This window comes from Glycomyces buryatensis (genome assembly GCF_004912275.1).
In the GTDB taxonomy this organism is placed as follows: domain Bacteria; phylum Actinomycetota; class Actinomycetes; order Mycobacteriales; family Micromonosporaceae; genus Glycomyces; species Glycomyces buryatensis.
On the sequence record NZ_STGY01000072.1, the window covers coordinates 173,554 to 191,481 of the forward strand.

General features: G+C 68.7%; 16 protein-coding genes. 13 read left to right on the top strand and 3 right to left on the bottom strand.

The window, feature by feature from the left end:
- Nucleotides 1-7 precede the first annotated feature (7 nt).
- From FAB82_RS22045 to FAB82_RS22065, 5 genes are read left to right on the top strand one after another with little or no spacing between them, the layout of a single operon-like run.
- A complete protein-coding gene (locus FAB82_RS22045) occupies nucleotides 8-2,338 on the top strand; it encodes a beta-galactosidase (protein WP_168801716.1) in 2,331 nt (776 codons plus the stop codon).
- Entirely contained in the window at nucleotides 2,335-3,654 is a 1,320-nt protein-coding gene (locus FAB82_RS22050) for an ABC transporter substrate-binding protein (RefSeq protein ID WP_136536710.1), read from the top strand. Before FAB82_RS22045 ends, FAB82_RS22050 begins: the two co-directional genes overlap by 4 nt.
- A complete protein-coding gene (locus FAB82_RS22055; protein WP_136536711.1) occupies nucleotides 3,651-4,586 on the top strand; it encodes a carbohydrate ABC transporter permease in 936 nt (311 codons plus the stop codon). Before FAB82_RS22050 ends, FAB82_RS22055 begins: the two co-directional genes overlap by 4 nt.
- Nucleotides 4,583-5,443: a carbohydrate ABC transporter permease gene (locus FAB82_RS22060; protein WP_136536712.1), complete on the top strand. Its 861-nt coding sequence runs from the start codon at nucleotides 4,583-4,585 to the stop codon at nucleotides 5,441-5,443. The genes FAB82_RS22055 and FAB82_RS22060 overlap by 4 nt, the downstream gene beginning before the upstream one ends.
- Nucleotides 5,440-6,726 (top strand): cellulase-like family protein, encoded by a 1,287-nt coding sequence (locus tag FAB82_RS22065; protein WP_136536713.1) that lies wholly within the window; start codon nucleotides 5,440-5,442, stop codon nucleotides 6,724-6,726. Before FAB82_RS22060 ends, FAB82_RS22065 begins: the two co-directional genes overlap by 4 nt.
- 101 nt (nucleotides 6,727-6,827) lie before the next feature.
- Here FAB82_RS22065 and FAB82_RS22070 read toward each other — a convergent pair whose 3' ends face one another.
- Entirely contained in the window at nucleotides 6,828-7,340 is a 513-nt protein-coding gene (locus FAB82_RS22070) for a hypothetical protein (protein ID WP_136536714.1), read from the bottom strand.
- A gap of 261 nt (nucleotides 7,341-7,601) precedes the next feature.
- On the opposite strand from FAB82_RS22070, the gene FAB82_RS22075 reads away from it, so the two are divergent.
- The 8 genes from FAB82_RS22075 (at nucleotide 7,602) to FAB82_RS22110 (ending at nucleotide 16,831) form a co-directional block, all read left to right on the top strand.
- The gene (locus FAB82_RS22075) at nucleotides 7,602-11,552 is read left to right on the top strand and encodes a CHAT domain-containing protein (RefSeq protein WP_136536715.1); all 3,951 of its coding nucleotides are present in this window, start codon (nucleotides 7,602-7,604) and stop codon (nucleotides 11,550-11,552) included.
- Nucleotides 11,553-11,598: 46 nt separating this feature from the next.
- Entirely contained in the window at nucleotides 11,599-12,189 is a 591-nt protein-coding gene (locus FAB82_RS22080; RefSeq protein ID WP_136536716.1) for a hypothetical protein, read from the top strand.
- Entirely contained in the window at nucleotides 12,186-12,530 is a 345-nt protein-coding gene (locus FAB82_RS22085) for a hypothetical protein (protein WP_136536717.1), read from the top strand. Before FAB82_RS22080 ends, FAB82_RS22085 begins: the two co-directional genes overlap by 4 nt.
- The gene (locus tag FAB82_RS22090) at nucleotides 12,527-13,018 is read left to right on the top strand and encodes an SMI1/KNR4 family protein (RefSeq protein WP_168801717.1); all 492 of its coding nucleotides are present in this window, start codon (nucleotides 12,527-12,529) and stop codon (nucleotides 13,016-13,018) included. Before FAB82_RS22085 ends, FAB82_RS22090 begins: the two co-directional genes overlap by 4 nt.
- Before the next feature lie 19 nt (nucleotides 13,019-13,037).
- On the top strand, nucleotides 13,038-13,445 hold the full coding sequence (locus FAB82_RS22095; RefSeq protein WP_136536718.1) for a hypothetical protein: 408 nt from the start codon (nucleotides 13,038-13,040) through the stop codon (nucleotides 13,443-13,445).
- Nucleotides 13,446-13,450: 5 nt separating this feature from the next.
- Nucleotides 13,451-14,164 carry a hypothetical protein gene (locus tag FAB82_RS22100; protein ID WP_136536719.1) on the top strand — a complete coding sequence of 238 codons (714 nt, stop codon included), beginning with the start codon at nucleotides 13,451-13,453 and terminating at the stop codon, nucleotides 14,162-14,164.
- 197 nt (nucleotides 14,165-14,361) lie between these two features.
- Nucleotides 14,362-15,093, top strand: a complete 732-nt coding sequence (locus tag FAB82_RS22105) for a MerR family transcriptional regulator (protein ID WP_136536720.1) — start codon at nucleotides 14,362-14,364, stop codon at nucleotides 15,091-15,093.
- A gap of 133 nt (nucleotides 15,094-15,226) precedes the next feature.
- A complete protein-coding gene (locus FAB82_RS22110; RefSeq protein WP_136536721.1) occupies nucleotides 15,227-16,831 on the top strand; it encodes an alpha/beta hydrolase in 1,605 nt (534 codons plus the stop codon).
- Nucleotides 16,832-16,951: 120 nt separating this feature from the next.
- Here the strand turns inward: FAB82_RS22110 and FAB82_RS27610 are convergent, their stop codons facing one another.
- Together FAB82_RS27610 and FAB82_RS22115 are read right to left on the bottom strand one after the other, a co-directional pair.
- Nucleotides 16,952-17,149, bottom strand: a complete 198-nt coding sequence (locus tag FAB82_RS27610) for a hypothetical protein (RefSeq protein WP_211116771.1) — start codon at nucleotides 17,147-17,149, stop codon at nucleotides 16,952-16,954.
- A gap of 33 nt (nucleotides 17,150-17,182) precedes the next feature.
- Nucleotides 17,183-17,896, bottom strand: coding sequence for an extracellular catalytic domain type 1 short-chain-length polyhydroxyalkanoate depolymerase (locus FAB82_RS22115; RefSeq protein WP_211116772.1), 714 nt, complete (start codon nucleotides 17,894-17,896; stop codon nucleotides 17,183-17,185).
- Nucleotides 17,897-17,928: the final 32 nt, after the last annotated feature.

The following is a 17,928-nucleotide window of genomic DNA, read 5'->3' on the forward strand; positions in this document are numbered from 1 at the left end:
GAGCGACATGAAGGATCCGTCCCCTGCCCGCGCACTGCGCGTCGGCGCACCTCCACCGCCGCCCCGCGGCCACCTGCCCCTCGGCGAGCCCGCGGGAGCACCCGACCGGATCGAGGTCACCGGCCGCTGGATCGAGCGCGCCGGACGCCCATGGTTCCCGGTCACCGGCGAGATCCACTACTCCCGGCTCCCGCGCGACCGCTGGAACGAGGTCCTCGGCCACGCCCGCGCCGGCGGCCTCGACTCCGTCGCCACCTATGTGTTCTGGGCCGCCCACGAGTCCGAACCGGGACGCTTCGACTGGAGGGGGAACCTCGACCTGCGCGCCTTCGTCGAACTCGCCGCCGACCACGGACTCGACGTCATCGTGCGCCTCGGCCCCTGGGGCCACGGCGAGTACCGCAACGGCGGCTTCCCCGACTGGGTCCTGGAGCGCGGCCTGCGGAACCGCACGAACGACCCGGACTACCTCACGCTGATGCGCCCGCTCTACGCCCAGACCATCGCCCGACTGCGGGGCTTGACCCACGCCGAGGGCGGACCGGTCATCGGCGCGCAGGTCGAAAACGAGCTGTACGACCAGCCCGAACACCTCGCGACCTTGCGCGACATCGCCGAGGAGCGCGGGCTGCGCGTGCCGATCTGGACGGCGACCGGCTGGGGCGGGGCGCAGGTGCCCCAGACGCTCCTGCCGGTCTACAGTGCCTACGCCGACGGGTTCTGGGAGGACGAGACCACCGAATGGCCCGCGTTCGCCCCGGTCCACTTCCGCTACAGCGAGTTCCGCGACGACCTCACCGTCGGGGCCGACCTCCGCGAAGCCCTCGACGGCACCACCGCCGCCGATCCTGCGAAGGCCGACGAGCGGCTGCCGTTCGCCACGTGCGAACTCGGCGGCGGCATGCACGTGGCCTACCACCGCCGGCCCCTCGTCTCGGGCGAGGACGTCGCCGCGCTGGCCCTCGCCAAGATCGGGTCCGGTTCGGCCTGGCAGGGCTACTACATGTACGCCGGCGGCACCCAGCGCATCGGACCGCTAGGGAGCGAACAGGAGTCGCAGGCCACCGGCTACCCCAACGACGTCCCGGCCCTGAGCTACGACTTCCACGCCCCGATCGGCGAGCACGGCCAGATCCGGCCCCACCATCACTACCTGCGCCGCCAGCACCTGTGGCTCCGCGAGGAGGGGCACCGCCTCGCCACCATGACCGCCACTGTGGGCGGCGGCAGCGACGACCCGAACGACCTGCGCTGGGCGGTCCGCTCGGACGGCGCGAGCGGCTACCTGTTCCTCACCACCTACCAGCCTCCCAAGCGGCCCTTGGCATCGCAGCCCGGCGTGCAGTTCGCCGTCGCCTTCGACGACGCCGAGATCACGGTCCCGACCACTGCCGTGGACGTCCCGGCCGGGCAGTCGCTGGTGTGGCCGCTGCGCTATCCGCTCACCTCCGATCTGGAGCTGCGCAGCGCCACCGCGCAGCTGCTGACGCGCATCAGCGACGACGAGGGCGACCTCGTGGTCCTCGCCGCCACTCCCGGCATCCCGGTCGAGATCGTCCTGGGCGACGGAACCGCCGTCGACCTGCCCGCCCCGCCGGGCCCGGACTGCCTCATCGGCCTGCCCGGTGTGCGGCTGCTGGTCCTGGACGAGGCGAGCGCGAACCGCCTCTACCGGCTCGATCTCGCCGGGCGCGACCGCCTCGTCCTGGCCGACGCTCCTGTGTGGGCCGACGGGGAAGACCTCGTCATCCAATCCGAGAGCGCACACGTCGACGTCGCCGTCCTGCCCGCACCCGACGGATTCGGCGCCGACAGTGCCGCCAGCGCCGACCTCGACGGCCCTCGCGCCCAAGGACTCTGGCGGTCCTGGACCGTCGCCGCTCACAGCGCCGGCCCGGTCCCGCTGCCCGTCGAGCACCGACCCCGGCACGGGCCCCCACCCGAACCCGGACGCGGCGGCCCCCTGCGGCGCCTCAGCGCCCCGAGCGATTACTCGAACGCGGCGACCGTCCACATCGAAGTCCCGTCCGAAGCATTCGAAACCGACCGGACACTGCTCCGGCTGGAGTGGACCGGCGACACCGGCCGCGCCTTCATCGGCGACCGCCTCGTCTCCGACCACTTCTGGCACGGCCGCGCCTGGGACATCGACCTCACCCCGTACCGCGAGGCGGTCGCCGAGCACGGCGTCCGGCTCGAGCTCCTGCCCTGGCGGCGCGCGACTGGCGTGTGGGTCGACCCGTCCGTGCGCGACGCCGCCGACGGGATCACGATCGACGCCGCCACCGCCGTCCGGGTCACCAAGATCCGACTCAGCGCCAGAAAGGAGCCGTCATGACCATCGACCGCAGACAACTGCTGCGCCTGACCGCAGCCGCCGGTCTCGGCACCGGAGCCCTCGCCTCGTGCGCCTCGCCCACGGCAGGCCCACCGCTCCGCTCCGGCCAAGCCGACCTGACGATGTGGACACACGACCCGGGATACGCGTCGTTCTTCACCGAAGCCGCGACCGACGCCGAAATCGTCGGCGGCAGCGCGTGGACCTACTCGGTCGAAGTCGCCTCGGTCGCCGCGGACGCCCTCGTCACACGAATGATCACCCAGGCGGTCGCGCAGCGGCCCCTGCCGACCCTCGCCGGGCTCGAACTCGGCCAGTTCCCGCGCATGATGCGGGCCGACATCGCCGAGAACCTCCTGGTCGACCTCACGCCCCTGACCGAATCCCTCGGAGACCGACTGCTCAAGACCCAGCCGTACACCGTGGACGGCAAGGTCTACGCCCTCGAGTCCGACAACTCGGTCTCGGTCATGTACTACCGGGCCGACGAGTTCGAGCGGCTCGGCATCCCCGACGACGTCGAGACCTGGGAAGAGCTGCTCGACATCGGCGCCCAGGTCGCCGCCGACACCGGCCAGTCGATCGGCATGGTCTCCGACGGAGACAACACCGCGATCGTCCAGGGCTTCATGCAGTTCCTCCTCCAACGCGGCGGCGGACTGTTCGACGCCGACGGCGAGCTCACAGTGGAATCCGAGGAGTCCGTCGAAGTTCTCGAGCTCATGGCCGAGGGCGTCCGCACCGGCGCGTTCGTGTCGCTCACCGACCCGTACGGCAGCGCCACCGGCGCCGCGCTCAAGGACGGCAGACTCATCGCCACCGTCATGCCGAACTGGTACAAGGTCTACGGCCTCGAAGCCAACGTCCCCGACCAGGCCGGCCTGTGGCGGGCGCGCAACATCCCGCGCTTCTCCAGCGGCGGCTCCATCTCCTCCACCATGGGCGGCACCGCCTTCGGTGTAGTCAAAGACCAGGTCCTCACCGACGCGGCCGTCGACTTCCTCGAACGCAGCTACCTGACCCCCGAGGGCCAGCTCGCCCGCTACTGGGCCGGGGCCTACCTGCCCACCCTCGCCGACCTCTACGAGACCCCCGAATTCCAGGACATCACCGATCCCTACCTCGGCGACCAGCGCATCTTCGAAACCTACGGCGCGGCCGTCGAGGAGCTGCCCGGCTTCTACCAGGGCGCCGGCCTCCCTGTCCTGCGCGACAGCCTCGGCGGGCCCATCCTGCGGGCCCAGCGCGGCGAGATCGACGCCGAGGCCGCCCTGGAAGAGGGCGTGCGCGCATACGAAAGGCAGGCACCCCGATGACCGCCACCGACACCCGCCCCGCCGCCCGCCCGGCGCCGCCTCCCGCGCGCCGGACGCGCGCCCGTGCCCGCCGGCAGTGGGCGCCCTACCTCTTCATCTCACCGTTCTTCATACTGTTCACCCTGTTCATGCTCGTGCCCATCGGCGCCGGGATCTACCTGAGCTTCACCGACTGGGCCGGACTCGGCACCCCCGAGTTCATCGGAACGGCCAACTACACCAGGCTCTTCCAGGACGAGAGCTTCGGCGCGTCCCTGGCCAACACCGGCTTCTACACCGTGTGCGCCCTGATCGTCGTGCTCCCCGCGTCGCTCATGATCGCCCAGGCGCTCAACGCCCGCGGCCTGAAGCTGCGCGACTTCTTCCGCCTGGTCTACTTCATGCCGGTCGTCCTGTCGCCGATCATCATCGCCCTGATCTTCGGGCTTATCTTCGACGGCGAGTACGGCCTGTTCAACGCCGTCCTCGAGGCCCTGTTCGGCTTCGGCGGCGTCTCATGGCTCACCGATCCGCTGTGGGCCCGGATCGTGGTCGTGGTACTGGTCCTGTGGCGCTGGACCGGCTTCCTGACGATCTTCTTCCTGGCCGGTCTCCAGAACATCCCCCAGGAGCTGAACGAGGCCGCACTGGTCGACGGCGCCGGACCGGTCCGCCGCTTCTTCTCCATCACCATCCCGATCCTGCACCCGGTCACCGCGTTCATCGCGGTCACCATGCTCGTCAACACCGCCCAGATCTTCGAGGAGCCGTTCCTGCTCACCAACGGCGGGCCCGGCGAATCCACCCTGTCGATCTCGATGTTCGTCTACCGGGCCGCCTTCCTGCGCCAAGAACTCGGATACGCCGCGGCCGCGGGCGTGGTCATGTTCGTCATCGTCTTCGCGCTCGGCCGACTCAGTATCAGCGCCTTCGGCGTGGGGAGGAACCGATGAGCACCGCCGTCGAAACCCCGGGGGGCCGCCGTCCCCGCATCCGGCCCGCCCGCATCGGGCTATACGCGGTCCTGACCGCCCTGGCCCTGATCGCCTTCACCCCCCTGGTGTGGGCGCTGTCCTCGTCGTTCAAGGACCGCAGCGACATCTTCTCGTTCCCGCCGCGGCTGTGGCCCGACCCTGCCACGCTGGAGAACTACTCCAACCTGCTGGCCGACCAGCCGTTCTGGCGGTGGATGTTGGTCAGCACCGGCGTCGCGCTCGTCAGCATGATCGCGACCGTCTTCTTCTGCTCCCTGGCCGGATACGGATTCGCCAAGTACGAGTTCCGCGGCAAACGGATCCTGTTCGACATCATGTTCTCCTCGCTGGCGATCCCCTTCGCCGTCATCGTCGTCCCGCTGTTCATCCTGGTCGCCAAGCTCGGCCTGGCCCACCCGCTGTTCGCGCTGATCGTCCCGTGGGTGGCGCCGGCCTTCGGGATTTTCATGATGCGCCAGTACACCGAGCAGGCCATCCCCGACGAACTGATCCACGCCGCCCGCATCGACGGCTGCTCGGAGTTCCGGATCTTCTGGAGCGTGGTGCTGCCGCTGCTGCGCCCCGCCGTCGGCGCGCTAGGGGTGTGGAGCTTCCTCAACGCCTACAACACACTGCTGTGGCCGCTGGTGATCGTCTCCGAACCCGAGTACTACACCGTCCCTCTCGGACTCCAGGCGCTGTTCGGCGCCGAGGGACGCCAGTACGACCTGGTGCTGGCCGGCTCCATCCTGGCGGCGATCCCCGCGATCGTCGTGTTCATCCTGCTGCGCAAGCAGCTCGTCTCCGGCCTGACCGCCGGAGCGGTGAAGTCATGACCGCCGATCAACAGGGAGCGACCGTGATACCCGACCATCTGCCCGAGCGCCTGGCGATCTCCCTCTGGGACTTCTCCTGGTACGTGCGCACCGGGCCCGGCGAACCGTTCGCCGACCTCGACGCCGCCCTCGCCCGCGCGGTCGATCTCGGCTACAACGCCGTCCGGATCTGCGCGATGCCGTTCCTGCTCTTCAAATCCGGCCTCGACACCACCGCGCTTCGGCTGGAGCCCCTGGGCGGCGGCTACGGGTCCCGCGTGCGCTGGTATGACGTCGAGCAGCCCACCGTCATCGACGCCAAAGCCCGTCTGCTCGATCTATTCCGCGCCGCCGACCGGCACGGTATCAGCGTGATCGCCTCTTCCTGGGAGTATCAGCAGAGCCCGGCCTTCGCCGACGACCCCGCCTGGTATCGGGCACTCCACGCCGTCGACCCCGACGCGCGCCTCACCGTCCTCGGCGAGGCCATGGCCGACCTCGTGGACTTCGTCGCCGAACACGGCCTCGCACACGTCATCGCGTACACGGAACTCCACAATGAAGTCCAGATCGGACACCTCACCGAGGGGCTGCGCGGCGCGGAGGACGCCGTGGTCGAACTCCAAGGCCGCCTTGAGAATGGGATAGCGGCCTTCCAGGCCCGGCACCCTGAAGTCCTCTGTGCCCCCAACTACGGCGGGGTGCCGGTCGGGGCGATGCGCGGCCTGCCGAGGAACGCCACCGCCTTGGCCGTTCACCCCTATGTATACGGCGTCCTGAACGACCTCGTGGAGGAGTTCGGCCTGCGCCGCCCCATCGCCGACTTCCCGCAGGAGCGTGCCGACGCCGAACTGCTCCGCCCGGGCGCGCCGCGCATCGCCGACTGGGTGCTGCCCGCCGGGAACGAGTGGAAGCTCCGGGCCTCGATCATGCAGCCCGCCGAGATCTACGTGCACGACTGGTGCGACCCGGCTAAGTTCGACCGCTGGCTCTACGACCGCTACGGCGCGCACCGCCTCGCCATGGCCGTTCAGCTGCGCGACTGGATCGACGTGGCCGCCGACTACGCCGCCCGCCTCGGCATCCCGCTGGTCTTCGGCGAGGGCTGGGTCGGCTACACGCCGCGCGACGCCCGCTTCGAAGAGGGCCCGGTCGGCACCCAGATCTGCCGCGACGCCATCGCCCACTCCGTCCGCGTCGGCGCCTGGGGCTCCCTGGTGTGCTCCAACGCCGCCCCGCAGCACGCCATGTGGGCCGACGAAGCCCTCCAGCGCGAATGCAACGCGTTGCTGCGCAAGGGATGACACAGTCCAGGAGCGCCTATCCAGCCGCCCCACCGCTGGAGGCCGATGCGCGGGTCGACCAGGTCGTCGCCGCATCGAAGAGCACCGGTCTACCGCACCGTTCACCCGGCGGGCGTCGCCGCTGCCGCGGTCAGCAGGGCGCTGATCGTGAAGAGGACGACGAAGCTCAGCTGCGAGACCTGTCCCGCCAGGACCCACTTCGCCATGAGGTTGTTGCCGTGGCGAAGGGAGGCGATCTCCGCGACCCGCAGTTTCGCCACCAGGTTCCGGGCGTCGACGTGGTCGTCTCCCCAATGCTCGCCGAGCATGAGCGACAGAGTGGAGCCGTCGGCGACGCGGTACCGGTAGGCGCGTCCGGCCCAAATCCCGGCGGCCACCGCGGCGACCAGTGCCGCCAGCGCGATGACGTACCCGGCCTGGAGCCACCCGGGGACCGCGACCGGTTGCGAGAACTGCGTGAAGACGGCGATGCCGGTCATCAGCGTCAGGAGCACGGCCGAGGAGCTGACCAGCCATTGCGACCGGCCCTGCAGGTTGTCCCGTCGGCGGTGTTCCTCGCCGAGTTCGGACGCGATGTAGTCGGCGTACGCTTCGCCTTGCTGCGGGTCGCTCACTCCGGTCGTCCCGTATCCGGTGACCTTCTGCGCCTTCGCGGCTCCAATGGGATGGCGGGCTGCTCGCTGCCAGTGCCTCGGACCTCCTCGGTCTTCAGCCAGGACGAGTCGGGCGGCGGCTTCGGCGCAGGTTCGGGTTCGGGCGCATCCGGGGCGGTCTGCGCCTCGGGCGGCGGACCCTCAGCGTTGCTGGGCATCCACCAATCGTAGCCCCGGCACTCTAGTCTGGAACGGAACTCCCTTACTCCCCAAGGACTTCCCATGGCGTCAGTGCCCGAGTTGATCGAGTGGTTGGAAAGCCGGCTCGACGACTTCCCCGGCGGCGACCCGCGACAGGTGCTCGATGAGCGGGTCCTGGCGGTCGCCGACGAGTTGCGCGCGCGGCGCATCACCGACATCGAACTGGCGGGTTCGGCCTGCACTGCGATCGCGACGCTGCACATGTACAGGGCTTCGAAGTTGGAGGAGAATGAGAGTCTCGCGGAGATGACTCGGTCCGCCGGGCTCTGGGCGACGATCGCGCAGATCCGCCCGGACCTGGTACCACCGGACATTCGGAGGTTTATCGAGCTGGAGAGCGACCCGCAAGCGCCAGCGGAGTCACGCGTGCGCGACTTGCGCGACTATGCGATCGACTCCCGCGACGCGGCCGCGCTGAGCCTCGCCGCCGCGCTGTTCCGGGGGCTCGTCACGCACCCGAACGGCGCCCGCCTCGAAGACCTGGCCTCAATGGCCGAGATCCTTTGGGCGCGTGTCGAACTCGTGCGAGACATCGAGGACCTGGACGAGGCCGTCGCCATCGGCCGGGTCTGGCTCGACAACACCCCCGAGTTGCACGTCGAGCGCGCCTTCCGCCTGTGGCGGCTCGGTCTGGCAGAGTTCGTCGGCTCGCTCATGCTCGGTGATCCGGGCCGTCTCGACGAGGCGATCGCCTGTCACCGTGCCGCCGTCGCAACCGCATCCGGCGATGACCCGCAGCGCCAGTCGTACTTCTCCGACCTTGCTCTGGCCCTGAACCAGCGCGCCACCATCACGAACCGCATCGAGCACGTCGATGCCGCCGTCAACGGCTGGATGACTGCGCTGGAAAACGCCCCGTCCGGCCACAGCGATTGCGGCCCTTACCAGTACAACCTCGGCACGATGCTCTGGCGGCGATTCGAGGCAGCAGGGGAACCGACCGACCTCGATGCCGCCCTCGCGTCGTGGAGCGCGGCGCTCGACCACTTCCCGGTGGGGCACCGGTCCCACGGCACGGTGGCCTCGCTGTTGGCAGTGACGCTTCGGGTCCGGGCGGATCGCAACGGCACCGTCGGCGACGCCGACGAAGCCATCCGCATACTGCGGACGCTCATCGACGGCGGCGGCTCCGGCGAGGACCCGGCGAAGCTCCTTTCCAGCCTGGGCAATGCGCAGTCGACCCGGTACGACCTCGCCGGGGATGAGAACGACCTGGAACAGGCCGTCGCGGCCGGCAGGAGCGCGGTCGACCAGACGCCTCCGGACTCGCCGTTCCTGTGCCATCGGACCTCCAATCTCTCCGCGTCCCTGAGGACAAAATACCGACGCACTTCGCGACTCCGCGACATCGCCGAGGCCGCCGATCTGGCCCGCATCTCGGTGCGCTCCATGCCGGCCGACATGCAGGCTCCCGGACCGATACTGTCGAACGCGGGGAACGCACTGCGCGAACTGGCCGAGCGAGCCGGCGACCCCGCCGACCTCGAAACGGCGACGGCCCTGCTCCGGAAAGCGGTCGACTCGTTCCACCCCACCGACTACCAACGAGCGGCGGCGCTCTTCAACCTGACGATCACCCTCGAATACCGGGCCGAACGGACCGGTGACCTGGAGATCCTCGACGAAGCCGTGGCGATCGGGCGGCAGGCCGTCCGAGAGACGCACGATGGCGGCCCCTACCTGGCAGGCCATTTCGCCAACCTGGCCTCCGCGTTCCGGAGGAGATACCAGCTCACCGGTGATGCGAGTGATCTGGACGAGGCCGTCGACGCCGCCGACGAGGCGCTGAACCGAACTCCCGTGACACACCGGGCCCGGGCCACTCGTGCGCATACCCTCTCCTCCGTACTCGTCACGAGATATCAACGGTTCGGGGAGCGCGACGCGCTCGATGAGGCCATCCTCCTGGGTTGCGAGGCGATCGACCTGACCCATGCCGGGCACGTTGGTTACTCGGTGATACACACCAACCTCGCCAGCGCGTACCTCGAGCGATACCTGAGCGTCGGGGACGCCGAACGCGACCTCGCCGATCTGGAGGCGGCCGTGTCCCTGGCACACGAAGCGGTGTCCGCGACCCCTGAGGATGATCCGCTCCGCGCGGTCCCGCTCATGAACCTCGGAGTAATGATCTATCAGCGGTTCACGACACTATCCGATGAGGATGATTTGGAACGGGCTACCGCGCTGGCGCGTGAGGCCCTCGACAGTGCCCCGGAGGACGGCCCGGAACGCGCGAATATTTTCTTGCTGCTCGGCAAGGTCCTGGGCGATCGGTTCTACTCGAACGGCGACGAGGCTTCCGGTTCGGAGGCCGCCGCGAGTTTTGCCGCGGCGGCGGCGATCCCGACCGGGCCGGTCGCGCTTCGCGTCAGTGCGGCCTTCGTCGCGGCCACACTCCTGATGCTCCAAGACCGATCGCGCTCGGCGCAAGCGCTACCGCTGCTTCGGGAGGCGGTGGAGCTCCTGCCGAGGATGGCACGGCACAGCCTTGATCGCGGCGACCGCCGGCACCTGCTCGAAAACGACGCCGCGACCGTTGCCGTGGACGCAGCCGCATGTGCGCTGAACGCCGGCGACCCGGCCGAAGCGGTGCGGTTGCTGGAGCAGGGCCGGGGCATCGTGTGGGGACAGCTGCTCGATCTGCGCTCGGATCGGGACCTACTGCTTACGGCACATCCGAAGCTCGCCGCCGAGCTCGAACGCTGCCTCGCGGTCCTCGATCCCGCCGGTGCCGACGCTCCATTGAGCCCCATCCCTGAATCGTTGGGGCGCTTCCACATCGATCAGTCCGAAGCCGTTCGCCGCCTTGACGACCTGGTGGCTCGCGTCCGCGCCCTGCCGCCGACCGAGCGATTCCCGGACCCGGAGGAGTTCATGGGCCCGCCGAGGCTCGCGCACCTCATGCCGCCCCAAGACGCCGGCCCGGTCGTGATCCTCAATGCGAGCCGCTGGCGCTGCGACGCCCTGGTGGTGTCCCCGTCCGGTATCGCCGTCGTGCCAATGCCGTTCAACCAGCCCGAGCTCGCGGAGGAGACGAATCGGTACTTGAACGCGTTGCGCCGCAATACGGGCCCGGTCCGCGACCCGGAACTGGAGACCGAGGCCAATCGGGTTCTGGAGTGGCTGTGGGACCACGTCGCCGAACCGGTGCTCGACCACCTCGGCTTCGTGCCCAAGCGATCCGATCTCCCGCGGATCTGGTGGTGCCCCACCGGACCGCTGACCCTCCTGCCCGTCCACGCCGCCGGATACCACGACCGCGACGACGGCAGCACGGTGCTCGACCGCGCCGTCTCCTCCTACACCCCGACGCTTCGCGCGCTGGCGCACGCGCGCTCGATAACCGTCCCCGACCGGATTCCCACTCCGCTGCTGGTGTCGATCGCCGACACCCCGGGTCCGTTCGCGAAACTGCCGGGCGTCGCGAAGGAGCAGCGCATGTTCACCGAGCACTTCGGGTCCGAAGCGGTCACCTCGCTGTCCGAGTCCGAAGCGACCCGTGACGCGATCATCGCGGGCCTCGGCGCCCACTCGATGGTGCACATCGCCTCGCATGGCATCCAGGATTTGAGCCGTCCCGCCGACGGAGGGCTCGTGCCCTTCGACTGGGAAACGGCCGGGCTGGTCCGCGTCGACGACCTCGCGCAGATCACTCCGGGGCCTCGGAGCCTCGCCTTCCTGTCGGCCTGCCAGACCGCCACCGGCGGTGCGGTGAACCTCGACGAGGCGATGAATATCGCGGCCGCCATGCAGTACGTCGGATGGCCGCACGTGGTCGGAACACTGTGGACGATTTTCGACGGAGCCGCCTCGCTCGTGGCCGGGCGCTTCTACGGGCAGGTGATCCGCGACGGACAGGTCGACCTGTCGGCCAGTGCCTTCGCCCTGCACGAGGCCGTCCGCGCGCTTCGGGCGGAGGCGCCTCGCGACGCCGCATACTGGGCCCGGTTCGTACACCTCGGACCTTGAGGGGGTCCGGTACGGGACGGAAGCGGTGCAATCGAAAGGAGCAGCGGTGTCGGACGAATTCATGGCCTGGTTCCTGCGCGGACCGGTCCATGCGCAGCTTGTCAGGTGGCTGACCGGGACAGGCGCGGTCCTGTCCATGCCGGGTTCCCACGACGAGGTAAGCATCCTCGACTTTGAAGGCACCCAGGAGTTCGTCACGCGGGAGGCGTTCATGTCCTGGTTGGAGGGCGTCGAGCCTTCGCTGACCTTTCAGATGTGGTTCACCCGCTCGGATGACCTGACCGTCACCCTCCGGCGCCGTCTCGGCCACGGCTCGCCGTCCGGCGAGTTCTACGGTGTCTACTGCTACCTGGACGGACTCACGACCGAGCAGATGGACTCGGCGGTAGCCGGTACGGATCGGCTCCTGGAAGAGCGACCGGAAGACGTCGTTGGAATCGTCGTCGACAGGCGAGGTGTCACGGCCGATTTCGACTGGGACGCGTTCATGAGCGGGAGCGGCGAGACTCCGCCGCTCCCGGACCTACTGGTCGTGTCGAGGCAGCATGTCGAGACGGCGTTCGAGGACTGGGGCGACTGGTCTCTCGGCGAACCAGCGCCCGCCCTCGCGACGCTTCGTGGCATCGGCCGCTCATGACCAACGCGATGCCACCACCGACACCGGAGGATCTCGGCGCCGCTCCCCTGTGGGAGAACTACATCATCGCGCAGGCGACGCAAGCGTCACTCGGGCTCATTCCGCGCAATGCCCTGGCACTGGGAGTCACAGTGGATGGTCTCGACGTGACCGTGACATGCCAGTTGCAAGCGATCACCCGCGCAGACAAGGAAGATCTACGCGAGATCGCTCAGGAACTGACCCTGTTGCTGGGAGCGCACGTCAATGTCACCTCCGCCCATCACATCCTCGAGTCGCCGGTCATAACCCCTCACGACGCAGCGAGCTGGATCTTTGTCGCGCGAGCTGATGCCGCATGACCATCGCCGGATTCCTCGCGGCGTCGGACCGGTACACCGGCCCCGAGCTCACCTCGGACATGGTGTCGACGGCGGAGAGCTCGCTCGGCTATACCTTGCCGCAGTCACTGGTCGCTCTCCTGGACGATTGCAACGGGGGCGTCCCGGCGCGGCGCTGCTATCCGATCTCCTCCCCCACCTCGTGGGCCGACGACCACATCGAGATCAAGGCGATCCTCGGCATCGGCGGCGGACACGGCCTCCACAGCGACTCAGGGTTCGACAGCGAGTACATGATCAGTGAGTGGGAGTATCCGGCGATCGGCATCGTGCTATGCGCCATGCCGTCGGGCGGCCATGACGCGGTCATGCTGGACTACAGCGAAGCCGGTCGGCACAGCGAGCCGTCGGTGGCGTATATCGACGAGAATCGCGTTCCTCAGCGGATCGCGTCGTCGTTCTCCGAATTCATCACGGGTCTCCGGGATAGCGATGAATTCGGCAGCTGAACCATCACGAGACGCCGAGATGCTCGCTCAGGCCGGGCTCGCACTGCTCGGCGAGGCAGGCACACCCGCAGACGTTCAGTCGGCATGGAAGGTGTTCGCCTCGGCAGACGCCAAGCCCTCCGTGCGGGTCTCGGACTCGCTGGGTGAGACCTCACTGACCATTCTGGACCAGGCCTGGAATGCGATGGCGAATCAGTTGAACATCATCTCGGGCGACGGGGAATTCCTGCTCACCGTGGAAGGAGAGGGAACGTTCGGCAAGCCGTGGCTGCATGTCCGGACGGACGGGAGGCCGACGATCCGTGATCTCGGGCCCTACCCGGGCGAGCCAGGGTTCATCGCGTCCAGTCTGGACCGCTCCGCAATGGTGGCGGTGAGCACCGAGGAGTACGAGTTCTGGGTTCTCGTGGCCGACAACGGAGAATAGCGCACATGCCAACCGCCACGCTGATCGACGGCCCCGCGCTCGGAGCGCTCCTCAACCGGCACGACTTCGCGCCTGAGCGCCTGCCGCCCGCATTGTGGCTCCCTGCTGATCATCCGGACGACGAGCGGAGCTTGCTCGCCGCCCTCCGTTCCTCGTGGGAGAACTGCCAGTGGTACGGGATGGGGACGTGGTTCGCGCCGGGTACCGCGGCAGAGCCACCGCCGGGTATGGCCGATCGCTACGCCGACCTACAGCGCGACCTCATCGCCGAAGGGTCATTGACGACGCCCCAAGGGCTTCGGGTGCGTTCGGAGTGGAGCACGCTCGACCCCCGCTCGAGCGCCGTCCACGAGTTCCTCAGGGCGACCCGGGCGGCCGGATCGTGTCTCTCGCTCGCCGCGCAGGGCACCTCGCCGCGAGCCTGGTACGCCGCGTCGACCGCCTTGCTGCACCGAGCTCTGACCGTTTTTGGAGGGCTGGGCGACCTGGACCGCAGGGAGGTCGACGACTCGGCAACGCTCACCTATCTGGCCTCGGGGCCCGCCGCCGGATACGCGAGCCTGATCCCGCTGGATCTCCATCCCTGGGGAGGCTGCGTCGTTGCCGGCGACGCGACGTTCCTATCCGTCCTCAGGGAGTCGTTGCCCGACCCTCTGCCGGGTCTGGCGGAGGTCTCCTGGGAGCACGTCGTGGGCCGCGCGGGTGGACTGGCACTTTGACGATCGCTTCCGCCCGAACCGCAGCCGGAGCGTCCCGGCTGCGGCCCCGTCTCCGTCGCGATTGCCGATATCATTCGTCAGGATCCCGCCCTCACCCGTTTCGAGCCGAATGCGTTCGACGGTGTCGCGATGCATGGCTTTGACTGGAGCCATCGACGCGAGAGCATCGACCACAGTGGACCAATGAGGTGACGACCTTGGCATGGAGCACCCGCGAGATCGCCGAGCTCGCCGGTACCAGCCTCCGGGCGGTACGGCACTACCACGAGGTGGGCCTGCTCGATGAGCCCGAACGGCTCCCCAACGGCTACAAGCAGTACGGCGTCGCCCATCTCGTCCGGTTGCTGCGGATCAAGCGTCTGGTCGACCTCGGTTTCTCCCTGCCCCAGATCGCCGATGTGGGCGATGACGACCACCATCCCGAGGAGGCCCTGCGCAACCTCGATGCCGAGCTCGCGGCCACCATCGAACGCCTGCAACGCATCCGCGTCGAGCTCGGCGTGATCCTGCGCCAGTCCGCCCCGACCGACCTGCCCCCCGAACTCGCGCCCGCGGCAGCCGCCGGACTGTCCGAAACCGACCGCTCCTTTGTGGTCGTCATGAGCCGGATCCTCGGTCCACGGTCCGTCCAGGCGTACGGTGACCTGCTGCGGGACCCGCCCGACGATCCCGTCGGCCGCGAATTCGACGACCTGCCCGCCGACGCCGACGAGCCGACCCGCATCGCCCTGGCCGAACGCCTCGCGCCGTTCGCACGCGATCTCAATGAGCGGCACCCGGAGCTGAACGACTTCACCGACGCCCCGCACAGCGAGGGCTTCATCAAGCGGTCGATCGGCAAGACCCTCAGGGACCTGTACAACCCCGCGCAACTGGACGTCATGCAGCGCATCCATGCGCTCATATACGAACCGCCGCAAGCCGATTGATCCGCCGGCCGCGCGCCGCTCCATGTGATCTCGTTCATGAAACCGCGCCGAGCGCTTGACCATGCCGCTACGGCATGGCCTGAACTGTGCCCCATAGCCCCCAAAAGGGGGCGACAGGGCAGGAGGAAACGAGATGCAACGACGACGAATCGTCGGGATCGGCGTGACACTGGCGGCCGCGGCAGGACTCACCGCGACGCTGGTGACCTTGCCGGCGATCGCCGACGACGGCGACGCGAGCAAAGTGGACTGGGGAGCGTGTCCGGAGGACGTGACGGGAGCGGAGCGCCTGGAATGCGCCACGGTTCCCGTGCCGCTCGACTACGACGAACCCGACGGCACCCGCATCGATGTCATGATCTCCCGGCTGGCCAGCCAGAACGAGGCCGACCGACGGGGCGTGCTGATGCTCAACCCGGGCGGGCCGGGTGGTGCGGGACTGTCGCAGCCGACCGACCTGGTGGACCTGGGGCTGCCGAACGGCGTCTCGGACGCCTACGACCTGATCGGCATGGACCCGCGAGGCGTCGGCCATTCCTCGCCGGTGAGCTGCGGCTTCACCACCGATCAGGACTACGGGGCCAATGTTCCGCCGTTCGCGGTCGACGAGGCCGCGGTCGCCGAGCGAGCCGCGATCGCCGAGGGTGTCGCCGAGCAGTGCGCCGCGAACGATCCCGACGGGCTCATGCAGCACATGACCACGGCCAACACCGCCCGCGACATGGACTGGATCCGCCAAGCGCTCGGCGAGGAGAAGATCAACTTCTACGGCTCCTCGTACGGCTCCTCGCTGGGCTCGGCCTACGCCTCGCTGTTCCCCGAGCACAGCGACCGGATCGTGATCGACAGCAACGGCGGCGACACCGCGCTCGACTTCGCGATGCAGCGCCGGTGGGGCCCCGGAGTGGAGGAGAGTTTCCCGACCTTCGCGGCCTGGGCTGCCGAGCGGCACGACAGCTACGGTCTGGGACAGACCCCGGAGGAGGTGCGGGAAGGCTACTTCGCGCTGGCCCAGCAGCTCGACGAGCAGCCCGTGGACATCTTCGACGGCCCGATGTTCCGGTTCTACGTGTTCTTCACGCTCTATAAAGAGTCGTCCTACGGGCCGATGGCCCGGCTGTGGGAGTCGCTGGCCGCCTCCGACGAGGACGAGGTCCGCCGCCAGGCCGACCAGCTCGATCTTCCGGTGCCGGCTTCGCGGGCCGACGGCACCGAAGGGGCGGCTGAACCGTCGCCCTTCGACAATGCCCTGTCCGCGTACCTGGCCGTCACGTGCAACGACACCGACTGGCCTGAGGACGTCGCGACCTACCAGGACGCGGTCGCCGCCGACCGCGAGGAGTACCCGATGTTCGGCGGGGCCGGCGGGAACATCACTCCCTGCGCCTTCTGGCACAACGACCCGCTCGAGCCGCAGGTGGCGATCACCGATGAGGGTCCGGCGAACGTCCTGGTGCTCCAGAACGAGCGAGACGTGGCCACCCCGCTGGAGGGCGGGCACCTGGTCAGCGAGGCGTTCGGCGACCGGGCCCGCCTGGTCACCGTCGACGACGACGGCCATGGCGTCTATGTGTACGGCGACAACCCGTGCGCGCTGAACATCACCACGGACTACCTTGTGGACGGCGAGTTCCCGGAGTCGGACGTGCGCTGCGAGGCTTCAGACGAGTCGGGCCTGGACCTGGACGACACCGGCCAACAGCAACGAGCCGAAGCACTCGACCGATTGGGGCTGTAGCGACCCGAACCAAGATCGAATAGTCGATGGCCGCGCCTCACGTTCAATGTGAGGCGCGGCTATCGACTACTCGGGCGGTCTACTGGCCGACGTCCGAGGTCGAAGCGTTCGCAAGCTTCATCAAGCCGGGTCCGACTGGTGCAGGCCGAAGAACTCGATGGCGAGCTGCGCCATGCCGGTCTGCGGCAGGTCGTGCCCGGAGCCCTCGGCAGTGATGGACTCGACGCCGACGGTTCCGCTCGCGTCCGCGTAGCGTTCGCGTTCCCAGTTCGACTGCGGCCGATCGGTGGACGTCGGATTCTGGCTCAGCCCGAACACGTCCGTCCACTGGTCGACCTCTTCCTGGAGGAGCTACGGGACGAGGGAGTCCTGATCGCCGTGCCAGAGCTGCACCCGGGGTCTCGGACCGCTGTATTCGGGGTAGGCCTGCCGGACCGCGTCGCCCCACGCCTGCGGGGCCTGGTCCATGCTCCCGTTGACGCACTTGCTGGTCTGGGGCGGGAAGTCGGCCTCGTTCTTGAAACAGGTGAAGGGCACGCCCATGAACACCGTTCCGGCCGCGAACACGTCCGGGTAGAGCGCGAGGAGGGCGTTGGTCTCCATGCCGCCGGAGGAGCTGCCGGTGACGTAGATCCGCTCCGGATCGCCGTCGTACTCCCGCTCCGCGTATTCGACCATCGAGACGACGGATGCCGGGTCACTGCCGCCGCCTCGGGTCTTGGACGCCTCCGACCACACGTCGAAGCAGTTGCCCATCGACGTCTGCTTCGTGGCGGTGGGGTAGATGACGATGAAGCCGTACTGGTCGGCCAGCGAGGCGAACTCGGAGCCCGAGTAGAACCCGGTCCCTGATCCGCCGCAGCCGTGCATGGCCACAAGGATCGCGGGCTCGGCCGGGCGGGTGTCCGGCACGTAGATGTGCATTCGCAGGTTGCCGGGGTTCTCGCCGAAGTCGGTCACCTCGGTCAAGGAGGCCGCGGCGGCCGCGGGCGCGAATGCGATCCCGGCGGCGATGAGCAGCAGTCCGCTGAGGACGGCCGCGAAGACGGTTCTCGTTCGTTTCATGATGGATTCTTTCCCTCCTTCACGCCGAGGTC